The sequence below is a fragment of the Rhodobacter sp. P1_C2 genome (assembly GCF_056406375.1).
In genome coordinates, this window is the sequence record NZ_JBFUAG010000001.1 from 272,763 (window position 1) to 289,178 (window position 16,416).

The 16,416-nt window shown below is 67.8% G+C and carries 17 protein-coding genes; 12 read left to right on the top strand and 5 right to left on the bottom strand.

Going from position 1 to position 16,416, the window contains the following annotated elements:
* The first annotated feature begins 65 nt into the window (after positions 1-65).
* From AC1DZT_RS01300 to AC1DZT_RS01315, 4 genes are read left to right on the top strand one after another with little or no spacing between them, the layout of a single operon-like run.
* Positions 66-929: an SPFH domain-containing protein gene (locus AC1DZT_RS01300; RefSeq protein WP_478004780.1), complete on the top strand. Its 864-nt coding sequence runs from the start codon at positions 66-68 to the stop codon at positions 927-929.
* A 1-nt stretch (position 930) separates the two neighbouring features.
* A complete protein-coding gene (locus tag AC1DZT_RS01305; RefSeq protein WP_478004781.1) occupies positions 931-1,206 on the top strand; it encodes an NfeD family protein in 276 nt (91 codons plus the stop codon).
* Positions 1,207-1,260: 54 nt separating this feature from the next.
* Positions 1,261-1,890: a glutathione S-transferase family protein gene (locus AC1DZT_RS01310; protein WP_478004782.1), complete on the top strand. Its 630-nt coding sequence runs from the start codon at positions 1,261-1,263 to the stop codon at positions 1,888-1,890.
* Positions 1,865-2,320, top strand: coding sequence for an NUDIX hydrolase (locus AC1DZT_RS01315; RefSeq protein WP_478004783.1), 456 nt, complete (start codon positions 1,865-1,867; stop codon positions 2,318-2,320). Before AC1DZT_RS01310 ends, AC1DZT_RS01315 begins: the two co-directional genes overlap by 26 nt.
* On the opposite strand, the gene pyrF is transcribed toward AC1DZT_RS01315, so the two are convergent.
* A complete protein-coding gene (gene pyrF, locus AC1DZT_RS01320; protein WP_478004784.1) occupies positions 2,317-3,045 on the bottom strand; it encodes an orotidine-5'-phosphate decarboxylase in 729 nt (242 codons plus the stop codon). The genes AC1DZT_RS01315 and pyrF overlap by 4 nt on opposite strands.
* Positions 3,046-3,148: 103 nt before the next feature.
* On the opposite strand from pyrF, the gene AC1DZT_RS01325 reads away from it, so the two are divergent.
* From AC1DZT_RS01325 to AC1DZT_RS01340, 4 genes are all read left to right on the top strand, one after another.
* The gene (locus tag AC1DZT_RS01325) at positions 3,149-4,003 is read left to right on the top strand and encodes an ROK family protein (protein WP_478004785.1); all 855 of its coding nucleotides are present in this window, start codon (positions 3,149-3,151) and stop codon (positions 4,001-4,003) included.
* Between the two features lie 77 nt (positions 4,004-4,080).
* Complete coding sequence (locus tag AC1DZT_RS01330) at positions 4,081-4,869, top strand: cyclase family protein (protein WP_478004786.1); 789 nt, start codon at positions 4,081-4,083, stop codon at positions 4,867-4,869.
* Between the two features lie 65 nt (positions 4,870-4,934).
* On the top strand, positions 4,935-7,082 hold the full coding sequence (locus AC1DZT_RS01335; RefSeq protein WP_478004787.1) for a thiamine pyrophosphate-dependent enzyme: 2,148 nt from the start codon (positions 4,935-4,937) through the stop codon (positions 7,080-7,082).
* Positions 7,079-8,623, top strand: coding sequence for an indolepyruvate oxidoreductase subunit beta family protein (locus AC1DZT_RS01340; RefSeq protein ID WP_478004788.1), 1,545 nt, complete (start codon positions 7,079-7,081; stop codon positions 8,621-8,623). Before AC1DZT_RS01335 ends, AC1DZT_RS01340 begins: the two co-directional genes overlap by 4 nt.
* Here AC1DZT_RS01340 and AC1DZT_RS01345 read toward each other — a convergent pair.
* Positions 8,599-9,924 carry an ATP-binding protein gene (locus AC1DZT_RS01345; protein ID WP_478004789.1) on the bottom strand — a complete coding sequence of 442 codons (1,326 nt, stop codon included), beginning with the start codon at positions 9,922-9,924 and terminating at the stop codon, positions 8,599-8,601. The genes AC1DZT_RS01340 and AC1DZT_RS01345 overlap by 25 nt on opposite strands.
* On the bottom strand, positions 9,921-10,580 hold the full coding sequence (locus AC1DZT_RS01350; protein WP_478004790.1) for a response regulator: 660 nt from the start codon (positions 10,578-10,580) through the stop codon (positions 9,921-9,923). Before AC1DZT_RS01350 ends, AC1DZT_RS01345 begins: the two co-directional genes overlap by 4 nt.
* Positions 10,581-10,707: 127 nt before the next feature.
* Here AC1DZT_RS01350 and AC1DZT_RS01355 point away from each other — a divergent pair, with 127 nt between their 5' ends.
* The 4 genes from AC1DZT_RS01355 to AC1DZT_RS01370 are packed head-to-tail and all read left to right on the top strand — an operon-like array spanning position 10,708 to position 14,619.
* Positions 10,708-11,010 carry a PepSY domain-containing protein gene (locus tag AC1DZT_RS01355; RefSeq protein ID WP_478004791.1) on the top strand — a complete coding sequence of 101 codons (303 nt, stop codon included), beginning with the start codon at positions 10,708-10,710 and terminating at the stop codon, positions 11,008-11,010.
* A gap of 30 nt (positions 11,011-11,040) precedes the next feature.
* A complete protein-coding gene (locus tag AC1DZT_RS01360) occupies positions 11,041-11,511 on the top strand; it encodes a DUF2271 domain-containing protein (protein WP_478004792.1) in 471 nt (156 codons plus the stop codon).
* 10 nt (positions 11,512-11,521) lie between these two features.
* Positions 11,522-13,711, top strand: coding sequence for a PepSY domain-containing protein (locus AC1DZT_RS01365; RefSeq protein ID WP_478004793.1), 2,190 nt, complete (start codon positions 11,522-11,524; stop codon positions 13,709-13,711).
* The gene (locus tag AC1DZT_RS01370) at positions 13,708-14,619 is read left to right on the top strand and encodes an FAD:protein FMN transferase (RefSeq protein ID WP_478004794.1); all 912 of its coding nucleotides are present in this window, start codon (positions 13,708-13,710) and stop codon (positions 14,617-14,619) included. Before AC1DZT_RS01365 ends, AC1DZT_RS01370 begins: the two co-directional genes overlap by 4 nt.
* 43 nt (positions 14,620-14,662) lie before the next feature.
* On the opposite strand, the gene AC1DZT_RS01375 is transcribed toward AC1DZT_RS01370, so the two are convergent.
* Together AC1DZT_RS01375 and AC1DZT_RS01380 are read right to left on the bottom strand one after the other, a co-directional pair.
* On the bottom strand, positions 14,663-15,250 hold the full coding sequence (locus AC1DZT_RS01375; protein ID WP_478004795.1) for a LacI family DNA-binding transcriptional regulator: 588 nt from the start codon (positions 15,248-15,250) through the stop codon (positions 14,663-14,665).
* The gene (locus AC1DZT_RS01380) at positions 15,247-16,416 is read right to left on the bottom strand and encodes a DUF993 family protein (protein ID WP_478004796.1); all 1,170 of its coding nucleotides are present in this window, start codon (positions 16,414-16,416) and stop codon (positions 15,247-15,249) included. Before AC1DZT_RS01380 ends, AC1DZT_RS01375 begins: the two co-directional genes overlap by 4 nt.

Sequence of the window (16,416 nt, forward strand, 5' to 3'; positions counted from 1 at the left end):
CAGCGAGGCGGTTGCGCGCGCGGCGTTAAGGGCGCATTTTGGGGGGAGATTTCAGGGAGGTTTTCATGAACGGCGGAAGTATTGTGTTCCTGGGGCTGGCGGCGCTGATCGTCATTGCGCTTTTCAAGGCGGTGCGCGTGGTGCCGCAGAGCCAGAAATACGTCGTGGAGCGGTTCGGCCGCCTGCGCACCGTGCTCGGGCCGGGGATCAACTTCACCGTGCCCTTCGTGGACCGCGTGGCGCACAAGATCAGCGTGCTGGAGCGCCAGCTGCCGACCGCGCAGCAGGATGCGATCACCACCGACAACGTGCTGGTCAAGGTGGAGACGAGCGTCTTCTACCGGGTGACCGAGCCGGAGAAGACCGTTTACCGCATCCGCGATGTCGATGCGGCGATTGCGACGACCGTGGCCGGGATCGTGCGCAGCGAGATCGGCAAGATGGAGCTGGACCAGGTCCAGTCCAACCGCAATGCGCTGACCGCCAATATCCGCGAACATGTGAAGGCCATGGTCGACGAATGGGGCATCGAGGTGACGCGGGCCGAGATCCTCGACGTGGCGCTGGACGATGCGACGCGGCATGCGATGCTGCAGCAGCTGAATGCCGAGCGGGCGCGGCGGGCGCAGGTGACCGAGGCCGAGGGCAAGAAACGCTCGGTCGAGCTGAACGCCGATGCCGAGCTTTATGCCGCCGAACAGGGCGCCAAGGCGCGGCGGGTGCTGGCCGATGCCGAGGCCTATGCGACCCAGGTGATCGCCGTGGCGATCAAGGAGAACGGGATCGAGGCGGCGCAGTACCAGGTGGCGCTGAAGCAGGTCGAGGCGCTGACCGCGGTGGGCAAGGGCGATGGCAAGCAGATGGTCATCGTCCCGGCCAGTGCGCTTGATGCTTTTGCCAATGCTTTCGGGATGTTGAAGGGGCGTTGAGATGGAGATCTGGACGGTCTGGTGGGTTTGGGTGGTGGCGGGCATCGTGCTTGCCGTCTTCGAGGTCGTGGTGCCGGGGTTCATCTTCCTCGGCTTTGCGGTCGGTGCCGGGTTGACCGGGGTGCTGGTGCTGATCGGGGCGGCGCCGGGCAATGTGGCGCTGCTGGCGCTGATGTTCGCCATCCTGTCGCTGGCGGCCTGGATCGGGCTCAGGCGGCTGGTCGGGGTGACAAGGAGCCAGGTCAAGGTCTGGAAGGAAGACATCAACGACCTTTAGGCCTTAACCTCGCCTTTACTGCGCGCCCTTAGGCTCGCCCTGCAGGAGGTGCCGATGATCACGCTTTATGAAAACCCCGGCTGGGGCTCTGCCATCGTGGAACTGCAACTGGCGTTCTACGGGATGCCCTGTCGGCTGATCACCGCGGGCAATGTGCATCAGGACCCGGTGGCGCGGGCGGCGCTGGGCCGGGTCAACCCCTTGATCCAGGTGCCGACCATGGTGCTGGAAGGGGGTGAGGTGATGACCGAAAGCGCCGCGATGACGCTGCTGCTGGCCGATCTGGCGGGCAGCGACGCGCTGGTGCCGGGGCCGGGTGCGGCGGAGCGGGCGGCCTTCTTTCGCTGGCTTATCTTCCTCGTCGCCTCGATCTACCCGAGTTTCGTCTATTCCGACGCGCCGGAACGCTTTGTGCCCGGCAATGGCGGCGAGGCCTATCAGACCAAGGTGATCGACCACCGCAAGACGATGTGGAAGGTGATGGACCATGAATGCGCCCGGCGCGGCGGGCCGCATTTCCTGGGGCCGCGGCTGACGGCGATCGACATGTTCCTGGCCTGCATGGTGCATTGGCGGCCGCGGGAAGACTGGTTCAAACAGGAAACCCCCAGCCTCTGGCGTGCCGCCAGCGCGGTCTGGGACATGCCGCAGGTGGCCGATGCCTACAAGCGCAACTTTGGCTGAGGCGGGGCTTGCGGATTTCAGCGGTGCCAAGCTGGCCCTTCTGGCGGGCGGGCGCATCCTGACCTATCTGCGCGACGATTTCGCCCATATCCCCTGGCCCGCGATGTGGGATCTGCCCGGCGGCGGGCGCGAGGGCGCGGAAAGCCCGGAAACCTGCGTGCTGCGCGAGCTTATGGAAGAGTTCGGCCTGACCCTGCCGCCCGACAGGCTGATCTGGCGGCGGGCGCTGCCGGGGATGCTGGATGCGCAAAGAACCTCCTGGTTCTTTGCCGGGGTGCTTGCCCCTTCGGAGGTTGCCGCGATCCGCTTTGGCGAGGAGGGTCAGCTTTGGCAGCTGATGCCCCTGGCCGAGTTTCTGAGCCACCCCAGGGGCGTGCCCGCCCTGCAGGACCGCACGCGGCTGGCCTTTGGCGACCTCGGCTGGCTTTAGCGGTTGGGACGGTATTTCGCCGTCGCAAGCTCGGCCTGGATGGTCAGGGCGGCGCGGCGCGGATCGGCGGATTGCCAGATCGGGCGGCCGACGACGACATGGTCGGCCCCGTCGGCAATCGCCTGATAGGGGGTGGCGATCCGCTTCTGGTCGCCGGTTTCCGACCCAAGAGGCCGCACGCCGGGGGTGACGATCAGCTTGCCTGCCGCCTGCGGCAGGGCGCGGATCATCGCGGCCTCCTGCGGGGAGGCGATGACGCCATCGGCCCCGGCCTCCAGCGCGCGGGCGGCGCGTTCGAGGGTGATCTCGTGGATATCGCCGGCGCGGATCATGTTGGCATCCAGATCGGCGCGGTCGAGCGAGGTCAGCACGGTGACGGCCAGGATCTTCAGCCCGCTGTCGCCCTTGCCTTCGCTTGCGGCGCGCACCACCTGCGGGTCGCCGTGGACCGTGAGGAAATCGAGGTCATATTGCGCGATGCCGCGCACCGCCGCCTCGATCGTGGCGCCGATGTCGAAGAGCTTCATGTCCAGAAAGATCCGCTTGCCGCGTTCCTGCTTCAGCTCGTTGGCGAGCGCCAGCCCGCCGCCGGTCAGCATGCCAAGCCCGATCTTGTAGAAGCTGACCGCATCGCCAAGCTGGTCGGCCAGTGCCAGACCCTGGATGATATTGGGCACATCAAGCGCAAGGATCAGGCGATCTTGGGTTGCTTCGGCATCGGACATGGGCGGCCTCCTGGGGTTGCGGTCTGTTGCAGGGCAGGGGGGCCGCTGTCAAGACTTCCCTTCCCCGCCGATCCATCCTAGCCAGAGGCAAAGGGAGATCGGCATGATCCTGGCTTTCGACATTGGCGGTTCGCGCATCAAGGCGGCGCGGGGCGGGGTTTTCCTCGGTGAGGTGGCGACCCCGGTGCAGGATCTGCGCAGCTTCATCGCGGCGCTGAACGGCTTTCGGCGCGGGGATGAGACGGGAGTAGCCATCTCGATCGCCGGGGTGGTCGATCCGGAGACCGGGCGCGGCAAGGTGGCGAATATCCCGGCCATCGACGGGCGCGATCTGTCGGGCGAGTTGAAGGCGGCCTTTGGTCTGCCGGTGCTGGTGCTCAACGATGCCGATTGCTTTGCGCTGGCCGAGATGGCGATGGGGGCGGCGCGCGGGCATCGGAATGTCTTTGCGGTGATCCTCGGCTCTGGCGTCGGCGGCGGCCTCGTGATCGACGGCCACCTGGTGCAGGGCGCGGGCGGGTTTGCCGGGGAATGGGGCCATGGGCCGGTGATCCGCGAGCCGGCCTTTGCCTGCGGCTGCGGGCAGGTCGGTTGTCTGGACACGGTCGGTTCGGCCCGCGGCATCGAAAGGCTGCACCAGCATCTGACGGGCGAGGTGATCGGCTCGGTCGAGGTGATCCGGCGCTGGCGCTCGGGCCAGGCCTCGCCCGCGGTGAAGCTGTGGCTGGATCTGGTGAGCGGGCAGCTGGCGATGGTGCTGAACGTGGTGGGCGCCTCGATCGTGCCGGTGGGCGGCGGGCTGGCCAATGACCGGGCGCTGATCGCCGCACTCGACCGCGCGGTGCGGGCCAAGGTGCTGCGGCGGGTCGAACAACCCCTGGTCGTGGTGGCCGAGGCGGGCAGCGATGCCGGGTTGATCGGGGCCGCCGCCGCCGGAGCGGCCGCTTTCGGAAAATAGCCGCAAGCAGGATTTGTAATGGCATTTCAATCTGACTAGCATCCGCACGGCAGGCAGAAGACATGGGGGAACCGACAATGCCATCGACAAGACTTTTGGCCGACCTCGCCGGGTTTCTCGCCTCGGGCGGGATCGAGGTGGTGGATTGCACCGGGGTGCTGGGGCCGGAGACGCCGCTTCTGAAGCTGCCGCCGGACTTCGCCAAGGACACGCCGAAGATCGAGATCCACGCCATCTCGAACTATGATCAGAACGGGCCGTTCTGGGCCTGGAACTGGCTGAAGCTGGGCGAGCATTCCGGCACCCATTTCGACGCGCCGCACCATTGGATCACCGGCAAGGATTACGCCGACGGCTTTACCGACACGCTGTCGGTGCAGCGACTGGTGGCGCCGGTCAATGTGCTCGACTTTGCCGCCGAATGCGCGGCCAACCCGGATTTCCTCTTGACCATCGACCATGTGAAATCCTGGGAGGAGAAATATGGCGCGATCAATGCGGATGAATGGGTCGTGCTGCGCAGCGACTGGGACAAGCGGGCGCATGACGAGGATCTGTTCCTGAACGCCGATGCGACCGGGCCGCATACGCCGGGGCCAACGGCGGAGGTGATCGAATACCTCGTGGCGAAGGGCATCACCGGCTGGGGCAGCCAGTGCATCGGCACCGATGCGGGCCAGGCGGGTGGCATGACGCCGCCGTTCCCGGCGCACAACCTTCTGCACAAGAACAACTGCTTCGGCCTCGCCAGCCTTGCCAACCTCGACCGGCTGCCGCCCAAGGGGGCGATCCTGATTGCGGCGCCCTTGAAGATCAAGAACGGCACCGGCTCGCCCATTCGCGCCTTGGCCTTGGTGCCGCGCTAAGAGCCGGGGGGCTTTGCGCCCCCCGGACCCCGCAGGACTTTGGGAATCGACGGAAGGGGGCGAGGGTGGCGGAGCGGTCATTTGCGGCAGAGGTGCAGGACCTGCGGCTTGGCGAGGGCGAGACCTTCACCGGCGAAGGCATCCTCGCCATCACCAAGGCCTTGCTGGAAAACGGCGTGGGTTACGTCGGCGGCTATCAGGGCGCGCCGGTCAGCCATCTGATGGATGTGCTGGCCGATGCCGAGGGGCTACTCTCTGAACTTGGCGTGCGCTTCGAAGCCAGCGCCAACGAGGCGGCGGCGGCGGCGATGCTGGCGGCCTCGGTCCATTATCCCATTCGCGGCGCGGTGACCTTCAAGGGGCCGGTGGGGGTCAATGTCGCCTCGGATGCCTTGGCGAACCTGTCGTCTTCCGGCGTCACCGGGGGGGCGCTCATCATTCTGGGGGAGGATTATGGCGAGGGGTCCAGCATCATGCAGGAACGCTCCCATGCCTTCGCGATGAAATCGCAGTTCTGGATGCTGGACCCGCGGCCCAACCTGCCCTCGATCACCAAGGCGGTGAAGGATGGGTTCGAACTGTCGGAGGCGAGCAATTCTCCGGTGATGCTGATGGTGCGGATCCGGTCGTGCCATGTGACGGGGAGTTTCGCCACCAAGGACAACCGAAAACCCGCGCTGTCGGTTAAGGCGGCCTTGAGCGCGCCGCAGTCGGATTTCGCCCGCATCGTCCTGCCGCCGATGTCCTATGTGCATGAGCAGGACAAGGTGAAGAACCGCTGGCCCGCGGCTGAGAAGTTCATTCTTGAGCAGAAGCTGAACGAGGTCTTCGGCCCGGCGGAGGCCAAGGTCGGCCTCGTCATTCAGGGCGGCATGTACAACGGGGTGATAAGGGCGCTGCAGCGGCTGGGGCTGGCGGATATTTACGGCACCAGTCTGGTGCCGATCTATGTGCTGAATGTGACCTATCCGCTGATTTCCTCGGAGTTTCTGGCGTTTTGCGCGGGCAAGGAGCAGGTTCTGGTCATTGAGGAGGGCCAGCCGGAGTTCATCGAGCAGACCCTGTCGACCTATCTCTATCGGGCCGGGTCTACGGTGAAGCTGCTCGGCAAGGGCATATTGCCGATGGCGGGGGAATATACCGGGCAGGTGCTGCTGGACGGGATCACGGATTTTCTACGAAAATCCGCGCCGGACCTGCTGCCGGCGCGCGTGCTGGCGCCCAATCAGGACAGGCCGAAGGTGCCGGATCTGTCGAAAACCGTGCCGATCCGCCCGCCCGGCTTTTGCACCGGCTGCCCGGAGCGGCCGATCTTTGCCGCGATGAAGCTGGTGCAGCAGCAGACCGGCAAGCTGCAGATCAGCGCCGATATCGGCTGTCACCTCTTCGGCGCCTTGCCGCCTTTCGAGATTGGCGGGGCGACGATGGGCTTTGGCCTTGGGCCTGCGGCCAATGGCGCCTTTGATGGCGGCGGGGAGAGGCGGCCGATCTCGGTCATCGGGGATGGCGGGTTCTGGCATAACGGGCTCAGTTCGTCGTTTGGCAACATGGCCTTCAACAAGGCGGATTCGGTGGCTGTCGTCGTGGACAACTACTATTCGGCGGCGACGGGGGGGCAGGATGTGATGTCCTCGCGTGCCGCCAATGCCAGCAAGGCGACGGGGAACCCGATTGCGAAGGCTTTGAAGGGCATCGGGATCACCTGGGTGCGGCAGGTCGACCGGACCTATGACGTGGGCCATATGCGCGACCTGCTCATGGAGGCGCTGACGACCAAGGAGGCGGGGCCGAAGGTGATCGTCGCCTCCTCGGAATGCATGCTGAACAAGCAGCGGCGCGAGAAGCCCCTGGCGCAGAAGGCGATTGCCGAGGGGCGGCGGGTCGAGGCGCCGCGCTTTGGGGTGGATGAAGACATCTGCACCGGGGATCACGCTTGCATGCGGCTGTCGGGCTGCCCCTCGCTCGGGTTGAAGGTGCTGGACGATCCGTTGCGCGATGACCCGGTGGCGCATATCGACCAGAGCTGCGTGGGCTGTGGAAATTGCGGCGAAGTGGCGGATGCGGCTGTGCTCTGCCCGAGCTTCTATCGGGCGGATGTGGTGCATAACCCCTCGGCGTTCGAGGTGCTGTGGGCCGGGATGCGGGCGCGGGTGATCGGCTGGTTGCAGGCGCGGCGGGCGGCGCGGCGGCTGACCTTCGAGGCCGCACCATGAACGCGGGCCTCAAAGCGCAGCCGATCGACCCCAAGCTGGGGTCGATCATCAAGCTGGCCATTCTGGCGGTGGGGGGGCAAGGCGGCGGGGTGCTGACCGGCTGGATCGAGGCTTTGGCGCGCTCGCAAGGCTATGCCGCGCAGGCGACGAGCGTGGCGGGCGTCTCGCAGCGGACCGGCGCCACGGTCTATTACATCGAGATGGCGCCGGCTTCGGGGGGCATGCCGATCTTCTCCCTCATGCCGGCGGCGGGGGATGTCGATATCCTGATCGCCTCCGAGATGATGGAGGCCGGGCGCGCCATGCTGCGCGGGTTCGTGACGCCAGAGCGGACCACGCTGATCGCCTCGACCCATCGCGCGCTGGCGGTGTCGGAGAAGATCGAGCCGGGCAATGGCATCGCCCATGCCGAGGAGGTGATGGCGGCGGCTTCGCTGACCGCGAGGCGCTTCATCGCGGCGGATTACGAGGCTGTGGCGGTGGCCAACCGCTCGGTGATTTCGGCGGCCTTGTTCGGGGCCTTGGCGGCATCCGGCGCGCTGCCCTTCCCGCGTGAGGCCTTCGAGGCGGCGATAAGGCAGGGCGGCAAGGGGGTGGAGAGCAGCTTGCGCGCCTTTGCCGCCGGGTTCGCGGCGGAGGCGCCGGTGGCGGAGGGGGTCGCGAAGGCTGAGACGCAGGTGCGCGGCCCGGCGCGGCTGATGGTGCGGTGGCAGGCACTGGCGGCGCGGGTGGCGGCCATGCCGGCTCCGGTGGCGGAGATGGCTTTGCCCGGGTTGCGCAAGGTCGTGGATTTTCAGGACCTGTCCTATGGCGCGGCCTATCTGGACCGGCTGAAGGGGGTTCTGGCGCGCGATACTGCGGCGCAGGGGTTTCAGCTTGGGCGGGAGGCGGCGAAATACCTCGCCAATGCGATGTGTTATGACGATGTGATCCGGGTGGCGGATCTGAAGACCCGGGGGCCGCGGTTTGCGCGGATCGCGGCGGAGATGCGGGTGAAGGAGGGCAACCTGCTGCATCTGACCGAATACATGCACCCGCGGGCGGAGGAGATTGCCGGGCTGCTGCCCGCAGGCTTCGGGCGGAAGGTGCAGGCGAACCCGGTCTGGATGGCGCGGCTGGAGCGGTGGTTCGGCCGGGGGCGGCATCTGCGGACCGATGGGCTTTTGGCCTATGTCACGCTTTACCTTCTGGGCGGGATGAAGGCCTGGCGGCCCCGGACCCTGCGCCATGCCGAGGAGGTGGCGCATCTGGAGGCTTGGCTGGCGCGCGCGATGGCCTGTCTGCCGCGCTATGATCTGGCGGTGGAGGTGATCCGCTGTCGCAGGCTCATCAAGGGTTATTCCGACACCCATGCGCGGGGATTGTCGAAGTTCGACAAGGTGTTGGGCGCGCTGGCGTTGGTGGAGGACCGCGAGGATGGCGCAGACTGGCTGCGCCGCCTGCGCGAGGCGGCCTTGAAGGACGAGGCGGGCAAGGCGCTCGATGGTGCCATTGCCACGATCCGCAGCTTTGCCGATCAGACCAGCGCCAAGGCCACCTGAAACCCGCGGTCGCGCGCGACGGGAGAGCGCAGGGTCAACTCCTGCCCCAGCCCGCGGGCGATGCCGGCGGCGATGGCGAGGCCGAGGCCCGAGCCGCTGCTGCGCGCCCCCGCCCGTTCGAAGCGCAGGGTCAGGGTGGCCAGCACCTCGGGCGAGATAGCGGGGCAGTCGTTGGTGACGGTGAACACCCCGGCGGGGGAGAGGGAGACGCTGACCGGGGTTTGGGTGCCATGCAGCAGCGCGTTTTCGATCAGGTTGCGGGCCAGGACCGCGAAAGCGTCTGGGTCGAGCCGCGACAGGACCGCACCTTTCGGCAGATCGGCGTTGATCCGGTCGGGGGCGGAGCGGGCGAAATCGCCCAGCACCACCTTCAGGATCGGCACGAGGTCGGAAGGCGCGGTGCCGAGCATCGCGCCGCCCTCGGCGCGGGCCAGTTGCATCAGTTTCTCGGCCAGGCGGGCGAGGCGCTTCAGTTCAGCCTCGACTTGCAGGGCCCGGTTTCGCAGCGCGCCTTCCGGGCTTTCGGCGACAAGGCGCTGGGTCTGGGCGAGGGTGGCGGCGATCGGGGTGCGGAGTTCGTGGGCTGCATTGGCGGCAAAGCTGCGCTCGGCCTCCAAGGCGCGTTGCAGGCGGGCCATCAGGCGGTTGGCGGCGGCCTCGATCGGGATCAGCTCGCTGCGCAACCCGGGCAGGCGCAGGGGGGTCAGGTCATCCGCCCCTTTCAGCCGCAAAGCGACCGAGAGGTGCGACAGCGGGCGCAGGCCCCGGCTGACCCAGAGCGCCACGCCGAAGAGCGACAGCGGCAGAAGCACGCCCAGCGGCACCAGCATGGCCAGAACCGTCTCGCGCAGGGCCATCTGGCGGTGCAAGAGGGGTTCGGCCACCTCGATCACATATTGGCCGGACACGGCAGAGCGGCTGTAGACCCGGTGGTTGGGCGTGGTGAAGAAGCCCTCGCCCTCGACCTGGGCAAAGACCTTGGGGTCGGCGTCGTGGGAGTAGAGCAGGATCTTCCCCTCGGCATTGCGCACGATATAGGTGATCTTCTCGTCCCGATGGGCGAGGGGCAGGATGCGCTGGGCGGTGGCGGCATCGCCCGAGCCGATCAGCTCGACCACGGCCAGGGGCAAGATCCGCTCGCCGGTTTCCTGCAGGGCGGCGTCGAAGCTTTCGTCGATCTCGGTGCGCACGACATAGGCGCTGCCGATCACCGCGCCGACCCAGAGCACCACGAGGATGGCCGAAACGCCGATCGCCAATTGCCCGCGCAGGCTTTGCGTCAGAAGGGACCAGAGCCTCATGGTGCGCCCAGCCGGTAACCAAGGCCGCGGATCGTCTGCACCACGTCCTTGCCCAGCTTCTTGCGTAACCGGCTGACATAGACCTCGATCGTGTTGCTTTCGACCTCGGCATCGAAGGAGTAGAGCTGATCCTCGATCTGGCTTTTCGAGACGATCTGGCCGGGGCGCTGCAACAGGACCTCGAAGATGATCCATTCGCGTTGTGACAGGTCGATCTGCCCTTCTGGCCCGTGGATCGCATGGGCGGCGAGGTCGATTTCAAGATTGCCCAGCGTGATCAGCGGGTTGGGATTGCCGGAGTAGCGCCGGGCCACCGCCGCGATGCGGGCGGACAATTCGGCCAGGTCGAAGGGTTTGACGATGTAATCATCGGCCCCGGCATTCAGCCCCTCGATCCGCTCGGTGATCCGGTCATGCGCGGTCAGGATCATCACCGGCGTCACCGAACCCCTGGCGCGCAGGGCTTTCAGGAAATCGAGCCCGCGCCCATCGGGCAGGCCAAGATCCAGCAGGATCAGGTCATAGCCCACCGTCGAAAGCAGTTCCCGCGCATAGGCCAGTGAGGGCGCAAGGTCGGGCAGATGGCCCTCGGCCGCGATCTGGTCGCGCACGGCCGAGCCTAGGCCGGGATCATCCTCTATCAGCAATATCCGCATTCCGCCTCCGATCACCTGCACCAAGGCGTGAAGAAGCTGACACCAAGCTGAACCCTTAGGCAAGCTGGCGTTCAGGTCGCCGTCAGGTTCACAGTGCTGATGACCCCGGACGTCAAAGGAACACCTCATGCGGCGAATCATCCTCATCGGCCTTCTGGCCTGCCTGTCCAGCCTGCCGGCGCGGGCCGAGATCGAATGCTCGACCCCGATGGAGGCCTGGCAGCCGGTGGCGAAACTGCGCGCGGTCGTCGCACAGATGGGCTGGACCGTGCAGAAGATCCGCGCCGATGACGGCTGCTACCACGTCCTTGCGACGGACCGCAGCGGCCATGTCGTTAAAGGCGTGTTCGACCCGCAAAGCCTGAAGCTTCTGGGTCCTTCCGATGAGGCCGATGACGAAAGCCAAGAAAAAGACGGCAGCTCTGACTGAGCCTTGCCTGCCCCCATCCCCGGAGTTTCCATGAAAAGCACATCCACCGCCCTTACCCTGTCTCTGGCTGCCCTGACGCTGGCCCCGCTCGCCGCTGCGGCGCAGCCGGTCAAGATGCAGGTCAAGATCGCCGATTACAGCGGCCCGGGGACCTTCCTCGCGCTGTATCTGACCGATGCCTCGGGCGCCTTCCAGAAGACGGTCTGGGTGGCGGGCGACCGCACCCGGTACTGGCGGCACCTGCGGACCTGGTATCAGGCGAGTGGCGGTGCCGGGGCCGATGGCGTGACCGGGGCCAGCGTCGGGTCGGGCCGGACGCTGACGGTGGATGCCGATATCTCGGCGGCGATGATTGATGCGGGCTATGTGCTGCATATCGACGCCGCGGCCGAGAATGTCGCCGAAAGCCCGGACGAGATTGCCGTGCCGCTGACCAAGGCGGGCGCCGGCAAGCCGGTCACGGGCGACGGTTTCATCGCCAAATTCCAGTACAGCATGTAAGGGCGCCCCGATGCTGCGACGTCTGCATTCGCTTCCCGGCCTGGTCTTCGGGCTGGTCCTGATGGTTCTGGCCGCCTCCGGGGCGATCCTGTCGCTTGCCCCGGTCATGGAGCGGGTGCAGGCGCCAGCGGTCGCGGGCCTGAACGTGGCAGAGGTCGCGGCGAAGGCCCTGGCCGAAAACCCCGGCCTGTCGCGGCTGCACCGCAGCCCGAACGGGGTGATCAGCGGCGCGGTCAAGGCCAAGCTGGGGTTCAAGACCCTGGTGATCGACCCTGCCAGTGGCAAGGCCGAAGGGCTCGCCGGGCCGGGCGGATTTCTGGACTGGGTGAAAGAGCTGCACCGCTCGTTCTTTCTGGACCAGCCGGGCCATGCGATCTCTGGCCTCAGCGCCGGGATGATGCTGGTCCTGGCATTGAGCGGGATTGTCCTTTTGGCGCTGGCGCTGGGCGGTTGGCGGCGGCTGGCCAGGCCGGTGCGCAGCAGCGGGGCGCGCGGCTGGCATGGGCGGGTGGCGCGGCTGGCCATGGCGGGGCTGTTGGTTTCGGCCCTGACCGGGGCTTACATGTCGCTCGCCACCTTCGGCTTCATCAATGACGGCAGCCAGGCCGAGGCGAATTTCCCCGCCCAGGTGGCGACGGGCACCGCCCTGCCGGTGGCCGATCTGCCGGCGCTGCAGGCTGTGCCCTTGGCCGATCTGCGCGATCTGACCTTTCCGGCGGCGGGTGATCCGACCGATGCCTTCCTGATTTCGACCGGCACGGGCGAGGGCTATGTCGATCAGGTGACCGGCCAGATGACGGGCTGGATCGACTATGGCCTGGCGCGGCGGGTCTGGGAGTTCGTCTATATGCTCCACACCGGGCAGGGGCTGTGGATGGTCGGGCTGGTGCTGGGACTGTCGGCGCTGATGGTGCCGGTTCTGTCGGTGACCGGCACGCTGATCTGGTGGGCGCGCCGGCAGGCCCGCCCGCGCCTGCGCCACAATGCCCGCGCCGCGGTGGCGGATCTGGTGATCCTCGTCGGCTCCGAAGGTGGGGCGACCTGGGGCTTTGCGGGCTCGCTTTCCGATGCGCTGCACCAGCACGGGCTGAAGGTCCATGTCGCGGCGATGAACGACATGACCAGCTATCCGCAGGCCGGCGGCATCATCGTCATGGCAGCCACCTATGGCGATGGCGAGGCGCCGGCCAGCGCCAGCCGCTTCCTCGACCGTCTGGGACAGGCCAGCCAGAAGCTGCCGGTGGCCGTGCTGGCCTTTGGCGACCGGATGTTCCCCGGCTATTGCGGCTATGGCATCAAGGTGGCCGAGGCGCTGACCGCGGCGGGCTTTCAGGCCTTCCTGCCCTTTGCCCGGGTCGATCGCCAGTCCAACGCCGATTTCAACGCCTGGGTGCAGGATCTGGGCAAGCTTCTGGGGCTGGAGCTTGCCCCCGAACACCATGCCAACCTGCCCCCGGTGACGGAGCTGGAGCTGATCTCGCGCCAGGATTTCGGCGCGCAGGTGCAGGCGCCGACCGCTGTCTTGCGCTTTCGCGTGCTGCGCAAGGCGGGCTGGCGCGGCTGGCTCTCGCGCGGGCCGCAGTTCGCGGCGGGCGATCTTCTGGGCGTGATCGCGCCGGGCAGCGATCTGCCAAGGCTCTACTCGCTCGCCTCCTCGCGCCGCGATGGTTTTGTCGAAATTGCGGTGCGCAAGATGCCCGGCGGCCTCTGCTCCGGCTGGCTGAACGAGTTGGCGCCGGGTGAAAGGGTGCGCGCCTTTGTCCGCCCCAACCCGGCCTTTAGGCCGCAGGCGCGGGGGCCGGTGATCCTGATTGCCGCGGGCACCGGGATCGGGCCGATGGTGGGCTTTCTGCGCGGCATGAAGCCGGGGCGCGGGGCGGAGTTGTACTTCGGCGCGCGCGATCCGGGGTCGGATTACCTCTTCGGCGCGGAGCTTGCCGCGAGCCTGCGGCAAGGGCGTCTGGCGCATCTGACCACGGCTTTCAGCCGGGTCCGCGACCGCGCCTATGTGCAGGACCGCTTGCGCGCCGATGCCGCCCATCTGCGCGACCAGATCCTGCGCGGCGGGCAGGTGCTGGTCTGCGGCTCCATCGCCATGGCCCGCGCCGCCGCGGCAGAGATCGAGGCGGCCCTGGCCCCCGCGGGCCTCTCGGTCGCGATGCTGCGCGCCGAGGGCCGCTATCTGGAGGATGTCTATTGACCCTGCGCACCCTTTCCGGCCCCGCGATGGGCAGCCGCTGGACCGCCCGGCTGGCGTGTTCGGAGGCCGAGGCCGCACGGCTCACCCCGCTTTGTGCCGCCGCGGTCGAGGCGGTGGAACAGGCGACCAGCAACTGGCGCGCCGACAGCGATCTGGCGCGGCTGAACGCGGCAGAGGTCGGGGCATGGGTCGACGTGCCACCGCATCTGCACGCGGTTCTGGCCAAGGGCATCGCGGTGGGCCATGCCTCGGACGGGCTGTTCGACATCGGCATCGGCAGTCTGGTGCAGGCCTGGGGTTTCGGCCCGGCCGAGGGCAAGGCCGACGAGGGCGCGATTGCCGCCCATCTCGGCAAGCCGCTGCGCGGCTATGCGCGGCTGGAGGTGGAGGGCGACCTCGTACGCAAGACCGCAGCGGTCACGGTGGACCTTTCGGGCATCGCCAAGGGCTACGGCGTGGATGTGCTGGCCGCGACCCTGCGGCAGGCGGGGGAGAGTGCGGCGCTTTGCGGGTTGGATGGCGAGCTTGTGGCGATGGGCCGGCGGCCGGATGGCAAGCCCTGGGCCGTGGCGCTAGAGGACCCCGACCCCGCCCGCCGCGCCGGGCGCAGCATGATCGAACTGTCCGACCGGGCGATTGCCACCTCGGGCAGCTATAGGCATTTCGTCACCTTGGGCAAGCTGCGCGTCTCGCATACGATGAACCCAAGGCGCGGTGGCCCGGCGGTCAGCCCGCTCGCCTCGGTCAGCGTGCTGCACGACAGCTGCATGGAGGCCGATGCCTGGGCCACGGTCCTCATGGTGCTGGGCGACAAGGCCGGGCCGGAATTTGCCCGCGCACGTGGCATCGAGGCGATCTTCCTGACCGAGGCCCGGTCCGAGATCCTGACCGGGTTTGCGGCGGCCTGATTTTTCGCAGAAAAATCGTGGCCCGGGGCGGCATCCAGCCCCGTCAGATACCCGCCTCGGGCGGCGTCGCCTCCTCGACCCAGGCCAGCAACAAGTCGGCCAGCTTCTGGCCAAAGGCCGCGCTGTCGCCCTCTGGTGCCAGGAAGGGCAGGTCCGTGGCCGCCCGGTGCCGCACCTGCAGCACGGGCAGACCGGCGCGGCGCAGGGCGGTGAAAGGGTCTTCCGGCGGCGCGGGCAGCGGGTCGATGACCAGCGCCACCACGCCATGATCCAGCATCGCGGCCAGGCTTTGCGCCTGCAGGGCCGGGTCGCCCAAAGTGTTGCCGATCAGCATGGCATAGCCGCGCTGCGCCAGCGCCAGCTGCAGGGCGGTGGCAAAGCCCGCGCCGAAGGCCTCGCGCTGGTCGGGCAGCACCAGCCCGACCAATCCGGCCCCCACCGGCGCCGGCCGGGTTCGGCGCAGGATGGCGGCATTGCGGTTGTAGACATAGCCCAGATCCTCGATCGCGCGCAGCACCAGGGCCCGGGTCTCGGCCTTGACCACCGGGTTCTTCTGGAACACCAGGCTGACCGTGGATTTCGAGACCCCTGCCGCGCGGGCGACATCGTGGATGGTCGGGCGTCTTGTCATCTCTGCTCGATGCCGTGGAGCGCCAGCAACTGCCCCATCCGCCGCGTCGCCAGCCCCGGCTGCGCCAGAAGCCCGGCCTGATCGGCCAGCCGGAAGATCTGCGCGTAATGGGTGATGTCGCGCGCCGCCTGCAGCCCGCCGGGCAGGGTGAAATGGTTCTGGCTGCCGTTGAGCCATGACAGAAAGCTCACCCCCGCCGCGCCATGGGCAAGGGGCGCACGGAACAGCTCGTGGCTCAGCGGCAGGGTCGGCGCCAGCAGGCGGTGATAGGTGGCCGGATCGCCCTGCGCCAAGGCCTCCAGCGCCTGGACGGCGGCGGGGGCGATGGCGGCCAGAAGGCCCAGAAGCGCGTGGGAATGGGTCTTGCCATCGCCCTCGATCAGCGGAATGAAATTCGCCTCGTCGCCGGTGTAAAGCCGCACCCCCTTGGGCAGGAAGGCGCGGAAGGCCGCCTCCTGCAACGGGTCCATGGCCGAGATCTTGACGCCCTCGACCTTGGCCGGGTTCTCGGCGATCAGGCCCAGAAGCACCTCCGCCGCATGGGCGAGGTTCGTCGTGCCCCAGTAGCCCGCCAGCGCCGGGTCGAACTGCGCCCCCTGCCAGTGCAGGATCACCGGGTCCTTGGCCCCGTCGATCAGCCAGCGATAGACCTTGCGATAGCCGGCCTCGTCGGCCTCCAGCGCGGCGAAGGCGGGGGAGGGCATGATGAGCAGATGGCCGCCGGCAAATTCCACCGCTTCGGCCTGATCCTCATAGGCCGAGGCGATGGCGTCGAGCGTGGCATGCTCCGCCAGCGCCCGGTGATCGGTGCAGATGCCGCAGACGACGCGGGGCTGCAGGGGATGCGCCTTGGCGGCGGTGAGGGTTTGCGTGACCAGCTCGGCCGCGGTGGTCCAATCCAGCGCGCCGAAGCGTTGGGCGATGTGCAGCGCCTCGGCCAGGTCGAGGCCCTGGTCCCAGAGGCCCTGGCGCAGCGCAATCGTCGCGTCCCAGTCCAGCGCCGGGCGGCTGTCCCAGGGATTGCGGCTGCGCAGGGGGTCGCAGACCAGCGGCGCCTCGGTCAGGGCGGCGCGGGTCAGGGGCACCTTGGGCGCGCGGGGCGCCAGCGGGGTGCCGGTCAGGTGATAGGGCTCCAGGGTATGGGCGGCGGTCGGAAGGGTGATCAT